General features: G+C 41.9%; 14 protein-coding genes and 1 riboswitch. Of the genes, 7 read left to right on the top strand and 7 right to left on the bottom strand.

The annotated features are described in order from the left end of the window. Positions 1–69: 69 nt before the first annotated feature. Genes FO442_RS03445 through FO442_RS03430 form a run of 4 tightly spaced genes read right to left on the bottom strand, consistent with a single transcriptional unit; the run spans position 70 to position 4,985 of the window. Positions 70–1,047 carry a T9SS type A sorting domain-containing protein gene (locus FO442_RS03445; RefSeq protein WP_144331741.1) on the bottom strand — a complete coding sequence of 326 codons (978 nt, stop codon included), beginning with the start codon at positions 1,045–1,047 and terminating at the stop codon, positions 70–72. Next, on the bottom strand, positions 1,040–2,101 hold the full coding sequence (locus FO442_RS03440; protein ID WP_144331740.1) for a YncE family protein: 1,062 nt from the start codon (positions 2,099–2,101) through the stop codon (positions 1,040–1,042). Before FO442_RS03440 ends, FO442_RS03445 begins: the two co-directional genes overlap by 8 nt. Beyond that, positions 2,091–3,995, bottom strand: coding sequence for a TonB-dependent receptor (locus FO442_RS03435; protein ID WP_186279862.1), 1,905 nt, complete (start codon positions 3,993–3,995; stop codon positions 2,091–2,093). Before FO442_RS03435 ends, FO442_RS03440 begins: the two co-directional genes overlap by 11 nt. Before the next feature lie 30 nt (positions 3,996–4,025). Next, a complete protein-coding gene (locus FO442_RS03430; protein ID WP_186279860.1) occupies positions 4,026–4,985 on the bottom strand; it encodes a DUF4465 domain-containing protein in 960 nt (319 codons plus the stop codon). A gap of 110 nt (positions 4,986–5,095) precedes the next feature. Continuing rightward, positions 5,096–5,288, bottom strand: a riboswitch (cobalamin riboswitch). Positions 5,289–5,502: 214 nt separating this feature from the next. Here FO442_RS03430 and FO442_RS03425 point away from each other — a divergent pair. From FO442_RS03425 to FO442_RS03410, 4 genes are all read left to right on the top strand, one after another. After that, entirely contained in the window at positions 5,503–6,135 is a 633-nt protein-coding gene (locus tag FO442_RS03425; protein WP_144331737.1) for a tetratricopeptide repeat protein, read from the top strand. 9 nt (positions 6,136–6,144) lie between these two features. Next, positions 6,145–6,633 (top strand): 6,7-dimethyl-8-ribityllumazine synthase, encoded by a 489-nt coding sequence (gene ribH / locus FO442_RS03420; protein WP_144331736.1) that lies wholly within the window; start codon positions 6,145–6,147, stop codon positions 6,631–6,633. Between the two features lie 5 nt (positions 6,634–6,638). After that, positions 6,639–8,024, top strand: coding sequence for a phosphoglucosamine mutase (glmM, locus tag FO442_RS03415; RefSeq protein ID WP_144331735.1), 1,386 nt, complete (start codon positions 6,639–6,641; stop codon positions 8,022–8,024). 194 nt (positions 8,025–8,218) lie between these two features. Further along, positions 8,219–9,892 (top strand): DUF4139 domain-containing protein, encoded by a 1,674-nt coding sequence (locus tag FO442_RS03410; RefSeq protein WP_144331734.1) that lies wholly within the window; start codon positions 8,219–8,221, stop codon positions 9,890–9,892. A 150-nt stretch (positions 9,893–10,042) separates the two neighbouring features. Here the strand turns inward: FO442_RS03410 and FO442_RS03405 are convergent, their stop codons facing one another. Then, complete coding sequence (locus FO442_RS03405) at positions 10,043–10,354, bottom strand: DUF983 domain-containing protein (RefSeq protein WP_246073805.1); 312 nt, start codon at positions 10,352–10,354, stop codon at positions 10,043–10,045. A gap of 364 nt (positions 10,355–10,718) precedes the next feature. Between FO442_RS03405 and FO442_RS03400 the strand changes: the two genes are divergently transcribed. The 3 genes from FO442_RS03400 (at position 10,719) to FO442_RS03390 (ending at position 14,579) form a co-directional block, all read left to right on the top strand. Beyond that, positions 10,719–12,944: a C25 family cysteine peptidase gene (locus tag FO442_RS03400; RefSeq protein ID WP_144331732.1), complete on the top strand. Its 2,226-nt coding sequence runs from the start codon at positions 10,719–10,721 to the stop codon at positions 12,942–12,944. 71 nt (positions 12,945–13,015) lie between these two features. Then, complete coding sequence (locus FO442_RS03395) at positions 13,016–14,239, top strand: BaiN/RdsA family NAD(P)/FAD-dependent oxidoreductase (protein ID WP_144331731.1); 1,224 nt, start codon at positions 13,016–13,018, stop codon at positions 14,237–14,239. 4 nt (positions 14,240–14,243) lie between these two features. Next, positions 14,244–14,579 (top strand): hypothetical protein, encoded by a 336-nt coding sequence (locus FO442_RS03390; RefSeq protein WP_144331730.1) that lies wholly within the window; start codon positions 14,244–14,246, stop codon positions 14,577–14,579. Here FO442_RS03390 and FO442_RS03385 read toward each other — a convergent pair whose 3' ends face one another. Both FO442_RS03385 and FO442_RS03380 read right to left on the bottom strand, forming a co-directional pair. Continuing rightward, positions 14,580–15,518, bottom strand: a complete 939-nt coding sequence (locus FO442_RS03385) for an aminopeptidase (RefSeq protein WP_144331729.1) — start codon at positions 15,516–15,518, stop codon at positions 14,580–14,582. Further along, positions 15,502–16,134 (bottom strand): IMPACT family protein, encoded by a 633-nt coding sequence (locus FO442_RS03380; RefSeq protein ID WP_144331728.1) that lies wholly within the window; start codon positions 16,132–16,134, stop codon positions 15,502–15,504. The genes FO442_RS03385 and FO442_RS03380 overlap by 17 nt, the downstream gene beginning before the upstream one ends. Between the last annotated feature and the right edge of the window lie 111 nt (positions 16,135–16,245).

Raw genomic sequence — 16,245 nt, 5'->3', positions numbered from 1 at the left:
AATTGAAAATACATATTTTTTTGTTGATCCACTCATTTCCAGATTCTTCCGTCAATCTGCTACCGATTTCTACTTCTTTAAAATGTCCAAATGCCGTTGCTTACCGTTTTGGGTTACCAGTAAATGGTACACACCGGCAGCAAATTCGTGTAAGGAAATGTGGCTTGAATCTGTGTGTTCCAGTGCAAGAAGCAGTCTTCCTTCCGGAGAATAGAAATTTAAGTAAGCCCGGCCGGCAAGTGTAACCTGCAGTTGATCGGTTGTGGGATTTGGAAATGCATGTACTTCCAATAATTCCAATTCGGTTAATCCGAGTGTTCCATTGATGATCCCGATTGCTTCCAGGTCGAACCCTCCGGATTCGAAAGCGGTCGGATACGGATCATTGATTACGGTTCCGTACTGATCCGTCGTTACGTGTCCTGAAATAGAGCCGATTACGTCAATAATGCGAACCAGCGTCACTGCTGATTTATTCAGGTCCGGATCGTTTGGCAAATCGCTCAAATCAAAAGGAGTTCCATAACCCAGGCGGAATTTCCCTGCCAGGTTATCGATCATTCTGCAATCGGTATAGCTTGCATTGGATGATTGGGGTGTAAGCGGAATTTCAGTGGTGGAAGGAAACCGGAAAAAGTGAATTCCATCAGAACTGACTTCTACGTGTGCCATTTCAAGATAATCATCCGTAAATCCGTTTTCAAAAACCGCAAAATCATACCCGGGTCCATCCATAATAAACTGATCGAAACTCAAGGTTGCAACTCCACTGTCGCCCAAAGAAAGCACATCGGTAATAGATCCTGTTGCTGGACCCAATGCCAAATTCAGGTTTCCGTAACTGGCCTTGTTGGATCCACTTGCCACGATAGTTGTATCGGCAATATTGAGATAACCCCTTGTTACAGTTCCGCCGCTTGCCCAGGAAACAAAACAGGAACTGTCTTTTCCAATGGCATTGGTACCGGGATTTCCGGGAGCAGGATGAAAGCTTTGAGCATGTAAAAATCCGGGAACGAAAACCAGGATGAGGATGAACTTATTCATAAATTAAAATACTTGCCGGGTTTAACCCTACGTTATAACTTGTTTCAAAAACACCGTTTGGAGAAAAAACATGAACCTGCCCGGTTACGGTATAATTTTTTGCATCCAGGCAGTAGATCCTGTTGGTCATATCAGAATATTGGACACCGTATAACGTTTGAATTCCTGAAGTCGGAATGTATTGAGGATCAATTATTGTTTCGGTATTGGGATCAAATAGTGCAATTTGGTTGCTTCCCGAACTGAAATCATGATACGAGATCAGGAAGTTGGAATTGAAGGGGGAGATTCCGCTTGCATCGAATGGAAAGGATTGCACCAATGTATTCGTGATGGCATCAATGCGGTGCATACGGGACGGGACAGAAGCGTAATCACCGCGCGAAATCACATATACATCACCGTTCAAATCCGTTTGGACGGATCCCGGGTTTTTACCCACGGTAATTCGCGTAATCTCTTGCAAATTTCCCAGGTCAATGACGGATACGGTGCTGTCAACATTCGGGGAGTTCAGACCTCCCGAGTTCGCTACAAATAGTTTTCCATTGCTTATTGCCAGTCCTTCCGGATTTGCTCCGACCGGAATGCGGTTTGTAATGTTCAAAGAGAGGGTATCCAGTACATCGACGTAACCGTCATAGCAAGTGATAAACGCCTTCGGTCCGTAAAATGCAACGTAGCGCGGTTGTTTCGGAGTTCCATTGGCCACCATCGAAATTTGAGTGATGCTGTTTCCGGTTGAAGCATCCAATACTTCAATTGTGCTGGAAACATTTACGATAACGTAGATCTTTCCACCGTACTTCTTCATGTCATTGCCGGTATCTCCCAATGAGCGGTTTGTTTTTTGTTCAAAGAAATTACCGGTATAGGAATTATCCGAAAAACTAAACCATCCCATTGAGGCATTGTTCTGCTGGAAAAGCCCTTCATTTAAAACGAGTATTCCATGATGAAGGGTTTGCGGCGCATCCGGTTCGCCTGCTTTTTTCTTTTTGCAGGAAAAAACGAGGATAGCGATGAATACGATGGGAAGAATTTTATAGCGCATATTGAAGTCTGATATTGAAATGAGTTCCCGGCATTACAAAGTAATTGATGTAATTGTATTGCTTGTTGGTTATGTTATTGACCGTCAAACGAAGTGTCAGTTCGCTTTGATTTAATTTTTGAGTGTATGAAGCACCTGCATCCAGTAACAAATAGTCTTCCAGTAAATTAGCAGGGATGTTTTGATTCAATGCGTAGCGTTCCCCCAGGTATGATGTCAGAATGAAAAAACTCAGTTTTTTCCAGGTGTAATCCAGTTCAACACTCCCTGAATGTAAGGGAGCGTAACTTAAGATGTGACGGTAAGTCGGACTTTTTGGATCACTGATATCTTGCGTGTATTGGAAAGTATAATTGATTCGCATTCCAAGCGTATGCTGCTTCATTTTTTTTTGGATCAATTCCGTAAATTCAACTCCCGCTGCGTCGGATATTCCAATGTTTTGGATGCTCCAGATGAACAGGTTTTTGGTTGGAATTGCGAGGATCTTATCGTAAACATATGCATAAAACGGCTGGATCATTGTTTGCAAGATTCCTCTTTTAAATGGAAGTGTCAGATCGTAACGCACGGAAGCGATGTGTGCCTTTTCCGATTTGAGTTTGGTATTCCCGATTTGTTGATAGTACAATTCATTGAAAGAAGGCTGCCTGCAGGTATAGCGGTATACCATTCCTATTTTGTTCCGGCTTCCAAGGTCAAAACTCCAGGAAACAGCCGGCAGTATGTTCCACTGGCTGTTAAGTACAGTATCGCGTTTCTCGAAAACGCCCTGTAAGCCAACTTGGGCCAAAATTTTCCCGATTGCTTTCCATTCGATTCCGAGTACACTTTCTGAAGTGTTCCGATAGGGATTTCCAACGAGTAGTTTTCCTTTCAATTCTTCCGATATCAGTGAGCTTCCGATCAGGATGCCCCATTTTTCTGTAATAGAATAAGCTGCTTGTGACTGCAGATCGAATTGCCGGGAATAATAACGCGAATCGAGGTAGCCAAGTGTGTTCAGGTAGGTGGAATCCAGGTACTGTAGGTTGTTTTTTTGATAATTCAGTGAAGAGAAGACATTCCAGCGATTTTTTTTGAACTGATGATTTATCGTTCCATTCAGTCCGTAACCGTTTAAATATTGTGCAGCATTACTGTTATAGAAAATAACAGCCCCTGCCAGGTCTTTTTTGTAGTCATTCCCGGAGATTCGAAGTTGAAACCGGTGGTTTTGACTGGGTGAAAACTGCACCGATGCGGTCCCGAAGTATTCCTGCAAGCTATTATTTTCTCTCCGGTCTTTAATCGTTGTATTTCCATTCAGGTACGTATATGGATAAGCACCTCCATACGACCGGATCTTACCGGTTAAAGTTCCCGCCCATTTCTTCGATCTTTTCTGAAGCATCAAATACCCCTCGTATTGATCAAATGAACCTGCCTGGGCGCCCAGGATGAGGTTTCGCTGATTGGTTCCCACATAGGAATGAACGGATTCCACATTGACAACCACACCTGCCAGCTTGGCATGGATTGGAATTTCAGTTCGGGTAGGGGAAAGTGTGATTAGTTCCAGTTTTTCAATGAAATCGACCGGAAATGAACTGAGGTCTGCCTGACCGCTTTGCGTGGTTGAAACCAGCGAGTAATCCTGGACCAATGCAGTATGAGCTGCACCCAAGCTTCGAAAACTGACGGTTTTTAGTCCGCCGACATCTCCGTAGTTTTTGACCTGAAGACCAGGAAGCAAGCTGAGAATTTGCCCCAGGTCATTGGCCAGTTTGTTTTGGATCTTGTCCTTTGACAAGTCAATCCGGATACTGTTTTCCTTCTCGTTAACCGGTGAAATAACAACTTCTTCAATAGGTTTAACCTCCTGTCCGAATACCGGACAAGAGGTTATAATCAAAAGGGTCGGTATGTAAAGTTTGAGGAACAATTAGATCTTACTGATGTGTGTTCTTGCAATTCCTTCGGAAGTACTTGTTTCAATGATGTATGTTCCGGACTGAACTGAACTTAGATCAATTTCCCCGATTCCATTTGTTGTTTGAGACAAGATCAATTCTCCCGACAATGCGTATACATTGATTTGCCCGTTTGGAGATTTTACGGTGAATTTACCAGTTCCCGGATTCGGATAAACTTCCTGGTTTACACGATTCAAAGTGTTCATTCCGGCTGTTCCGTAAACAATATTGTCCAAAGCGAAGTAAGCTGGAGTCAGGATTCCCTGTGCGTTGTGGTCGGATGATTCCAATTCGAATTCCAAAAACTGGACTCCACCAAGTGCAGTTAAGTCCACAGTTTGCCAGGTATCTACGATGTAATCCTCCGTGTTGTTGGCAAAACGATAATCAGCCAGGTAGAAAATAACAGTATCGGTCACATTACTTTGAGCATCTTTCCCAATAATTAAAAGACGAAACCAGTCTTCCCCGTTCGTACCATCCGGATTTCCCTGTGCATTGTTCACAGAACCGAATTGTTTTCCGAACATGTCGCCGTCGCGCATGGAAAGAGCTGCATAAGTCGTATTCGTTAGTTGAATACTGCTCAGTACTTTTTCCGTTCCGAAATCAATCCCGGTTCCACCGTAATTGATCGCATAATTCTGGCTGCTGTTTCCACCTGTTCCGGTATATGCGGAAAAGTCATTGGTATAACCGGCTGTAGTTACATCCGTTGAACTGGAGTAGATGAATCCACCGGACCAGTAATCCCAATCAAAATCATACGAGTTTTCGAAATAAACTCCCCCGGAAGTAAATCCTAAAGTGGAATCTGAACCATCCCAATGCGTGTTGGGAGCAAGTGTTAAGTCGTCAAAAGTAACGACTGTTTGGGCTTGTGTGTATTGGATGCAGCACACACTAACTGCAAGTAACATTTTTTTCATTGCCTTTAAGCATTTAAAAGTGAGTAAAAAAGCAAATGAAAAAATCAGAGAATAAGAACAAATTGGGAGAAGAACCTCCCATTTCGAACCCGACTTTAATCTGAAGTCTTCATTCATTCGCGTTTCAGGCAGGTATTCTGACTTCTCTCCGGTTACTTCTCCTTCCCATCAACCGCGGCTGACAGTGGATATTATGAAGACCGTTTGATAAGAGTTACAGCTGCAGATACAGTTTCGGATTCTCACCGAATTCCCTATTGTCTTTTGCAAACTTACAATCGAACCTAAAACGGGGCAAAGGTATACTTTTTTTAATGGAAAATGTAAAATTGACTCCCGATAATTATCGGGATGAAAAGGAGCGATCTTTCCTTTTAATTCAAATTGAACTATTTTGAACATTCTCAAATCTTTCAATTTTCTATTCTCAATTCCTAATTAACTTTCACCTTTTAATAAGTTTCAATTTCTAATTCGAAAAAAAGATTATTTTTGCAACGCTTAAATAAATTTTCAAATGGCAGGAACTACCAGTTTTAATGATATTAAACGTCAATTCAAAGAGAATAAAAGACTTCGTATGATCACTTTCGCAGTGGTTGGATTAATCGTTGGAATTCTTGGATACATTCTTTATAAACAATTTGTTTATGCTCCCAATAACCAGAAAGCAAATGAAGGTTACTACCGCGGGTTGAACCTGGCGGCAAAGGACTCGGTAGATGCAGCCATTGCGGAGTTGGAACCGTTCGTTAAGAAAAATGACGGGTATCAGGGTGGTGAAGTTGCCGAATTTACATTGGCTCGTCAGTATATGGCGAAAGGAGATTTCCAAAAAGCTTTGAAGTTATTGGAAGGTGTGAAACTGAAAGATACTTACGGTCCTGCAATGGCACTTGGTTTACAGGGGGACTGTTACAGTGAATTAGGTAAGTACAAAGATGCGATGGAACTGTATATTGATGCAGCGGAAGTAAATGAGAACGAGTGGACAACTCCGACTTATTTGTTCAAGGCGGGTCAGGTTGCGGAAGAAATTAAAGACTACGCCAAGGCGAAAGAACTTTACGAAAGAATAAATCAGGATTACTACATGTTCGGTCAACAAAAAACGATTGACAAATACATTGCCAGAGTATCCAATAAATAAACAAGAAACGTGGCTACAAGTTTAAAAAACTTATCAGCGTTCGATCAAGATACAATTCCAAACGGTGCCGATTTTTCAATCGGCATTGTTGTTTCTGAATGGAACGGTCATATTACTTCCAAATTGCTGGAAGGAGCGATGGAAACTCTTTTGAATGCAGGAGTGAACCAATCAAACATTCATGTAAAACAAGTGCCGGGAGCATTTGAATTGCCTTTGGGAGCGCAATGGCTGGCACAGAATGACCAAATCGACGGGGTCATTGCCATTGGCGTAGTGATCCAGGGAGAAACCAGGCATTTTGATTTTGTCTGTTCCGGAACAACCCAGGGAATCGTTGATGTGACTTTAAAGTACAACAAACCGGTCGGATTTTGTTTGTTAACCGATAACACGGAGCAGCAATCCATTGACAGGGCAGGAGGAAAACACGGAAACAAGGGTGTGGAAGCAGCGGTGACTGTTTTGCGCATGATCGAACTTAAAAAGAATTTTTAATTGACATGACATTAATCAAATCCATTTCAGGAATCAGAGGAACCATCGGAGGTTTTCCGGGAGACAATTTAACACCTATTGATGCGGTGCAGTTTGCAGCAGCTTACGGGACTTGGTTGAAATCCGTTTCAGATAACGGAAAGTTGAAAGTTGTTGTAGGGAGAGACGCACGACTTTCAGGTGAAATGATTTCGGCACTCGTTATTCAGACCTTGGTTGGATTGGGAGTTGAGGTGGTTGATCTGGGCTTGTCAACCACGCCAACGGTTGAAATGGCCGTTCCATATCACCAGGCAAACGGGGGAATTATTTTAACGGCTTCTCACAACCCGAAACAATGGAATGCTTTGAAATTGTTAAACAGCAAGGGGGAATTTATTTCCGGCGCGGAAGGTGAATTGTTGTTGAAAATTGCAACCGAAGGAAGTTTTGTCTTTGCTGAGGTAGATGATCTCGGGAAAGTAACTTCAGATACTCAGGCTATCGAACGACATATTGACGCAATTTGCGCGCTTTCGGATGTGGATATCCCGGCAATTAAAAATGCCAATTTCAAAGTGGTTGTTGATGCAGTGAACTCAACCGGCGGAATTTCCGTTCCGCAATTGCTTCGTAAAATAGGAGTAACCGATATCGTTGAAATGTATTGTGATCCAACGGGGCATTTTCCGCATAATCCCGAGCCATTAAAGGAACATTTGGTTGAATTATCTGCACGAGTGGTTTCCGAAGGAGCTCATCTGGGAATTACGGTAGATCCGGACGTTGATCGGTTGGCCTTGGTCAATGAAGACGGCTCCATGTTTGGTGAAGAATATACGCTGGTTGCTGTTTCCGAGTATATTCTTTCCAAAAGAAAGGGAGCAACGGTTTCCAATTTGAGTTCTACACGGGCATTGAGAGATATTACCGAAGAAGTTGGTTGTGATTACCATGCTTCGGCAGTTGGAGAAGTGAATGTGGTAGTGAAAATGAAAGAAACCAATGCAGTGATCGGTGGTGAAGGGAACGGAGGAATCATTTACCCGGAATTGCATTACGGAAGAGATTCATTGGTTGGAATTGCCTTGTTTTTATCCCATTTGGCACATAAGAAAGTGAGCATGACCGAACTTCGTGCCTCTTATCCCAATTACGAAATGGCGAAAAAGAAAATCGACCTGACTCCCGGGATCGATGTGGATGGAATTTTGCTCAAAATGGCCGACAAATACAAAAACGAAGAAGTGGATACTGTTGACGGAGTGAAGATCTATATCGGGAAAGAATGGGTTCATTTGCGTAAGAGCAATACCGAGCCAATCATTCGAGTCTATACGGAAAGCAAGGACGCGCAGGCAGCTTCTGATTTGGCGGACCGGATTATTTCAGAGATAAAGGCGTTGATTTAATTTCACCACGAAGAATGAAAGATCGCAAAGGTATTAGGGTTGTGAATCTTTGCTTCTTTTTCTCTTTGCAGTAAAAATATATAAATCTGATAATCAAGTAGATGTATTTATTTTGAACACCACTTCTTTTCTTTTTGTTAAAATTCCTTTGAACGAATTATCCTTCCGGAAGTACTGCAGGGAAATTGATTCCTATGAAAAGAGTAGTTATTGTCCTCCTGGCCATTCTCCCAAGTTTCGGTTCACTTGCAGCCAACGACAAAGAGATTATCAAATCTTCCATTAGTGAAGTAACTGTTTACACCAATGGTGCACAAATTTACCGGAAGGCGAATTTCAATGTAAAACCCGGCATTACGGAATTGATCATTGAAGGTGTGAGTCCGAATATCGATCCGAAAAGTTTACAGGTGAAAGCTTTCGGGAATGTGGTCCTGATTGATTCCAAGTACCAGGTTTATTACCCCGAGCCGGAAAAAATCAAATTGGAAGGGCTTCCATTAAAAATCCGCAAAGATATCAACTTGTTACAGGATTCAATCAGTACTATCCAATTCGACATCAAAGAAATCCAGGATGAGATCGATGTGTTGAATACTTCCAAGACCATTTTGACGAATAACGGTGCAATCCGCGGGCAAGGGAAAGTGAACGACTCCATTCAACTGTTGAAACAAGCAATGGATTATTACCAGTTGAAAATGAACGAGATCAATAAGAAGTTACAACTGCTGAACAAACGACTGAAAGCGAAAAACGGCATTTTACAGGAAATGAATGCCCGCATGGTTGACTTACAGAATTACCAGTCTTCCAACGCGCCAAAAGTTCCGGCAGGTCCGATTCACCGGATCATTGTAACACTCCAATCCAAAGAAGTTGTTGCAGGCCGGCTGGCTGTTTCTTACCTGGCTTCCGGCGCTTCCTGGATTCCGACATATGACATTCGAAGTGAAATTACCTCCGGGAAAGTGAACCTGGCGTATAAGGCAAATATTCAGCAAAATACGGGTGAAGAATGGAATGATGTACAATTGACTTTATCCACGAACGATCCGTATCAAAACAAGATCAAGCCTGATTTACATCCTTGGTATGTAGATTATTACAATTTTGAAGCTATTAATGGGCGTATGAACAGCTACGGTCTTACTGCGGCGCCTTCCGTCTCCTATGAGAAAAAAGCGACTAGTAATGCTGTCGGAGCTATGGATTTGGAAAGTGAGACGGCGGCAAATTTCACAACTGTAATCAACCGGGTATTGTCAGCAGAATACAAAATAGATTTGCCGTACACGATTGAAAGTAACGATGAAAGTCATTTGGTTTTGGTACGAAATGTGGATCTGACGGCTAATTATCGTTACTATACGGTTCCTAAAATTGATCCGGGAGTGTTCCTGGTGGCAGAAGTATTGAAACTGGAAGATTTACAATTGGTCCCTGCCAATGCAAATATTTTCTTTGACGGAACTTATATCGGGGAAACCTATATTGATCCGACGACCATGAACGATACCCTGAAATTGAGTTTGGGCAAAGATCCCAATATCCTTGCCAAACGAATCCTGCTGAAAAAAGATTACAAGGAAAAAGTGATCGGCAATGACATTGAACGCACGTATGCATATGAAATCTCGGTTAAGAATTTGAAAGCGAATACGGTCGAATTGGTTATCGAAGACCAGGTCCCTGTAACCAGTAATGGGGAAATCGTTATAGAAGCGATCAACACGGGTAAAGCAAATTATGACAAAACGACGGGAAAACTAACCTGGACAATTGATTTGAAAACCAAAGTCACGGATAAATTTACCTACTCGTTTAAGATTAAGTATCCGAAAGATCGAAATGTCATCCTTCAATAATTGTTTTGTAGTTTGAATGTGATCCCTCAGTTTGCCGGCTGGGGGATTTTTTGTTTGTATAGAATGTTCAAATGTTCAAATGTTCAAATGTTCAAATGTTCAAAATGAAGCTTAAACACTTTGAATATATAGATTGAACCATTTTCCATTTTAACTTTTTGAACTTTCTTTGAATTTACTAATCGCTTCCGGATCGTATGAAAAGAAAATGTTTGCCCAAATGATCTTTGAAAGGGCATACAGGTAAGGGCTAAGGAAAATAGAAAGCCCGGAAATGACCCCGATCTGAAGAAAGACATTTGAATCCGGAAAAAACAAATTAATGCTGACCCAGCAGGTAACGAAAAGCGCAACTCCTAAGGCATAAGAAACATACATGGCGCCATAGTAAAACCCAATTTCTTTTTCATACTTCAAGCCGCAACTGGGGCAATAGGTGTACGTTTTTCCAATATTTTTCATGGAATAGGGGTGAGAAATGAAAAAATCTCCTTCCTGACATCTGGGGCATTTCATCTTAAAAATGCTATTCAACTTTGACCCTTTACCAAACAACATGCTTCATTCATTTTTAACAATACACAAAGTTAGAAACACCAACCCGAAGAAAAGGTGACTCAAGTCACTTTTCACTCTTTTTATAAAAATTCAGTTTTTTTGAAACCTTTTCCCGCATCCGGCGTTAAAAGATGTAACGGATCAATTATTAACATCTACAGGTTAAGGGAAAGAGGCTATCAGTCAGTTGACTAGTGGCCTTTTTCTTTTGTTAATTATTCATCATATTTCATAAGAATCAGTAACTTGGAAGAGCTAAAACAAAAAAATGAAAAAAACTCTCCTCTCATTATGTTCCATTTTACTTGGATCATTTATTTCCCAAGCCCAATATTTTCAGCTAAAATCAGAAGATTCGGAATCGATCAGGCTCGTACAGCAGTTTGAAGAAAAATCCTTTGATTACAAGGAAATTAATGGGCAAATGATGATCGATTTTTCCAAATCTTTTCGTGTGCTATCACAAGAGAAAGGTGCTCCTGCTCTTCCCTTGTTCCACACCACCGTTCAGCTTCCGGATAATGGAAGTCCGCAAATTGAAGTGACTTTTGATGAGGTGATTATCTATGACAATGTGCTTGTTGCACCTTCAAAAGGGAGTATGAAAAGAAATGTAGCGCCATCTTCTGTTGCTTATTCATTTGGAGCTGCATATAGTTCAAATGCATTTTATCCTGCTGAGCCGGTTAATCTGAAAACTCCATTTATTTGGAGATCCATGCGAGGTGTTGTTGTAGAAGTTTCTCCGTACCAATACAATCCGGTTACTAAGAAACTGGTAGTTTACAAGGGGATTCATATTCAGGTGAAAAAGAACACCGGAATCCATGGGGTGAATGAATTGAGCGGGCAAACTGATCCTGTTATGCAGCCAGTGCAACAAAAGTTTGTTCTGAACCCAAAATCGGAGAAATATGTTCCGATGGAAGAAAGCGGAAGTATGCTTTTCATCGCTGCTCCGGCCATGATAGAAGAAATTACTCCTTTGGTGAATTGGAAAAATCAGAAAGGAATCCGTTCTGTTTTGGTCTCAACTGCTGCAACAGGGACTACTGATACAGATATCCAGGCTTACATTCAAAACTACTATTCAATACACCCGGAACTGGTGTATGTTTTATTGGTTGGGGACCACGACGATATCCCGGCTCATACCTATGGAATGTCGGGAGGTGAAAACCTGTATTCCGATTCTTACTACGGACAATTAGCAGGCAGTGACTACTATCCGGAATTGTTCGTCGGGCGTTTTTCCGGTACGGAAACAAACATTACGACAATGGTTGACCGAACGCTCGAATATGAAAAGAATCCGATGGCTGGTGACTGGATGGAAAAAGCGATCGGCCTGGGCTCGAATGAAGGAGACGGAATTGGTGACGATGGAGAACCGGATTGGCAACATTTGAGAAATATCCGTACGGTCCTGATGGATTACGGATATTCTGAAGTGGCAGAATTTTACGATGGCTCACATGGTGGAGCAGATGCAACAGGCAGCCCCAATTCGGGAATCATTTTGCCGGCTGTGAACAATGGAGTCGGTTTGTTCAACTACACCGGCCATGGTGACGTGAATTTGTGCGTGACCGGAAATTTTCAAAGTACACATGTGAATCAAGCGACAAACAACGGGAAATATCCTTTTGTTATATCGGTTGCATGCAATAACGGGACCTTTACGTCCGGAACATGTATTTCAGAGGCCTGGACACGAGCCACTAAAAACGGAACTCCTTCGGGAGCAATCGGAGCTGCCGGATCTTCTATTTTAATGGCTTGGGCGGAGCCGATGCAAACACAGGATGAGATGGCGGCAATTATCGGTGAAACCTATCCGGGAAACCATAAAACAACCCTGGGAGGATTATTCTATAATTCACAAATGTCCATGCTGGAAGAGTATCCGTCCGGGAGCGGAGTGGAGGTGATGCAAACCTGGGTTTTATTCGGAGATCCTTCCGCGATGTTCCGGAATAAGCAAACACTGCCGATAACGGTGACACACACTGGAAATGTTCCGATGAATACCACCTCAATTACGGCAACGTGTGATGTAGATGGGGCCCTGGTAGCCGTTTCACAGAACAATGTACTTCTGGGATCAGCGATTTCATCCGGAGGGCAGGCAGTGATCACTTTTCCGACACTCACAACAAATGATTACCTGATAGTTACTGCGACGAAGCAGAATTATGCAACGTATCAGCATGCCGTTCAGGTTGCCAATGGACCTTTGGGAATAGAGGATCTGAATATGGAGTTTTCAGTTTATCCGAATCCTGCAAATGAGGAACTACAGGTTGTTGTTTCAAATGGAACTGCAGAATCGATCCGGATTATTGGTTTGGATGGAAAAGTAGTGTGGACGAACCAATTTTTGAACGGAAATCACGAAACAATTCAGACCGCTTCGTTAAAAGCAGGATCGTATATCATTGAGATTTATTCGGAGGGACAAAGTGTTCGTAAAAACATTCAAATTATGCACTGAAACTCGTTCGGAATCCCCATTAAAAAGACCTTCCGTTTCGGAGGGTCTTTTTTTGTGCTTATTTTTGATCCATGAAAGAATGGGATGTTTTGGTGATCGGTGCGGGAGCAGCGGGATGTTTTTCAGCAATTAAAGCTTCTGAAAACTTTAAACAGGCAAGAATTGCCATTCTGGAAAGGAGTTCCAAACCTTTGGCGAAAGTCAAGATTTCAGGAGGTGGAAGATGCAATGTGACCAATGTGATTTCCGAGCCCGGAGAATTATCAACCCATTATCCGAGAGGTGAGCGATTTTTGAAAAAGGCATTTTACCAATTTACCAGTTCGGATATGAAAGCGTGGCTGGAAAGTAAGGACGTTCCTCTGAAATTATACCCCGATGGCTGTTATTTCCCTGTAAGCAATGATTCCCAAACCATCATTGACTGTTTTTTAAACGAATTGAAGAAAAAGGAGGTTCAATTGCTGTTGAACCAACGCGTTGAATTGATCAAGAAAACAGACTCCGGGTTGTTTGAAGTCCAAACTCCGGATGGTACTTACTATTCCAAAACAGTAATCGTTACAACCGGTGGACAACCCAAGGTTTCCGGATTTGAATTGCTGAAGGAATTTAACCTAAAGATTGTTCCTCCGGTTCCATCCCTATTTACCTTCAATATGCCAAATGAACCGATTAAGGAGTTAATGGGAATTGTCCAGGAAAGTGCCCTGGTGAAAATAATCGGAGAAAAATGGGCTTCGAATGGACCATTGTTAATCACCCATTGGGGAATGAGTGGCCCGGCCGTGTTGAAATCATCCGCATTCGGAGCACGAATTTTTGAATCGAAAGGATACCAGTCTCAAATAGCAGTTAATTGGACAGGAGAAGAAAACCAGGAATCGGTCCGGGGAGTAATCAATGAATTTATAAAATCCAATAAATTAGTTGTAAATACTCCTCTTTATACCATCAAATCGAGATTATGGGTGTATCTTGTGGATAAAGCAGGCATTCCAAATCAGTTCAAATGTTCGGAGCTGACATTGAAACACCGGAATAAGTTACTGGAAATACTGGTAAATGATGTATATTCCATGGAAGGGAAAACAACTTTCAAGGAAGAATTTGTAACTGCAGGCGGGGTTGACCTGAACGAGATCAATGTACAAACAATGGAGTCGAAAAAAGTTCCGGGACTCTTTTTTGCGGGAGAAATCCTCGATATTGATGGAGTAACGGGCGGATTTAATTTCCAGGCTGCCTGGACAACTGCTGCCATTGCAGGGAAAAATGTATTAGAAAACAGGTAAAATAATGACTAAAATTATACTATTCATATTCGTTCTTGGATTCGTGACTTCTTGTCATCCTCCTAAAGAAATGACCGACCCGGACAAAGAAACTCATCATACAACAGGTGAAACCAATGATACGTATTATTTGGGGGAAGTGCAGATGCTGGATTGCGGAATCGTTATCGGGGTTTTATCCGGTGAATCGAAACGTAAGTTCTCTCCTGTGAATTTAGATCCCAAATTCCAGGTAGATAAATTGCGCCTGAAACTAAAGTTTAAAGTTCTCGATGAAAAGGCGACCACTTGTTCCGAATTTCAGGTCATTGAGATCAAAGAAGCATTTGCTGTCCGCTAATTACAGCTGATCCATTAATACACGGTATAATTCAATCATGGATTCGATGTCCTTCTTGTAAACCTTTTCTGCCGGAGTATGAACATTGTCTTCCGGAGCTCCGATAAAACACCAGTCGATCGGCAGATCTGATTTTTGAAGTACAGAACCGTCACTTCCTCCGGCAGATTCCACTTCCAACTGGAATTTAATCCCTGAATCATTTGCGATCTTCAGGATTTTATTTAGGTATTTTCTTCTTGGAAGCATGCTGTCGCGCATCGAAATTGCAACTCCTCCTTTGTGAACAACGCCGGAAGTAACCCAGGTAATGTCACAGATCAGTGCTTGAAATACTTCGTAATTATTCATCAGGTATTTTGCACAGGCACCGACGGAATTCCCTCCGTGTTCTTCATAAGTTGAAAATACAATTGCCCCGTTTTCCATCGTTTCAGCCAATTGAAGCGCTACATACACTCCCAGGCGATTATCCAGGTAAGGTGATTGCACATATTCCTTTGTTTCTTTGAAATGTGGCTTAAACGAAAGCAAAGTACCCCGGTCAACAGCTCGTTCGCAGGATAATTGCAAGCGTTGCTGATTGTACTCGTTCTCGAAAATCATCAATTCACCCTCTACAACTCCATGGGAGTCGTTCCCAACCAGTATGGTCCCGTCTATATTTTTTGGACCACCCACACGAATCAATTCGTTTTCGTATCCTACCGAATAACCAATGGTATCCATATGTGCATATACAGCCGTTCGCGGATTTCCAAAAACGAGGATCAAAGCATCCTGGAACCCGGTTCCGTCAATGATGTGTGGTTTTGATTTCCAGTACCCTTGGTGTTTAAGGACGTAATCTTTGATAAATGATTTGATGCGGGATTCATCGCTGGCGACTCCCTGGATACGGATGATCTCCTGGAGTAATTGACTATTGGATAATTCCATGATTTTCGATTCTGATATGTTTTTCTTCCGGTAAGAGTAAATTTAATTCTGAAAACTGCTCTAGTAAATTCATTTCTGAAACCGGTACTTGGATACTTAGTTTACAAGATAGTTGAAAATCCTGTTCGATAATCTTTGCGGGACTATTTTTCAAGACAGACATGACCTGTGGCATTTCACTATAATCATACTGTAAAGTGATCAGTATTTCATCTTCCTGTTCAATGATTTGGGCGTTTTCCAATGCATCTTTTGAAGCCGTTCTGTAAGCATTGATCAATCCCCCAACTCCGAGGTTTATACCGCCGTAATAACGGACAACAGCAATCAGGATATTTGTCAGATCAAACGACTGAATCTGTCCAAGAATCGGAGCGCCTGCAGAGTTGGAAGGTTCTCCGTCATCACTTGCACGGTATTTTTTCTTGTCGCTTCCTAATCGAAAGGCAGAACAAACATGAACGGCCTGGTAATGTTCCTTCCGAAGACGCTGAATATGCTCTTTGATTTCGTCTTCGGTTTTGCAGGGAATGGCAAATGCAAGGAACTTAGATCCTTTTTCTTTGTAGAATCCTTCACTGAGTTCTGAAATGGTTTTGAATTTGCTTTCCGACATGCGGTACAAAGGTATGAAGAATGTGAGTGAAGGCGAAATGAATATTAATAACGTGTGAAATAACGGAGGGTTTGTTTTCTAAACAATTGATAATTAGTGAATTATTCTAAA

It is taken from the genome of Fluviicola chungangensis, from assembly GCF_007558725.1.
Classification (GTDB): Bacteria; Bacteroidota; Bacteroidia; order Flavobacteriales_D; family Crocinitomicaceae; genus Fluviicola; species Fluviicola chungangensis.
The sequence above is the reverse complement of the archived record's forward strand: the minus strand, read 5'-3'. Positions and strand labels throughout refer to the sequence as shown.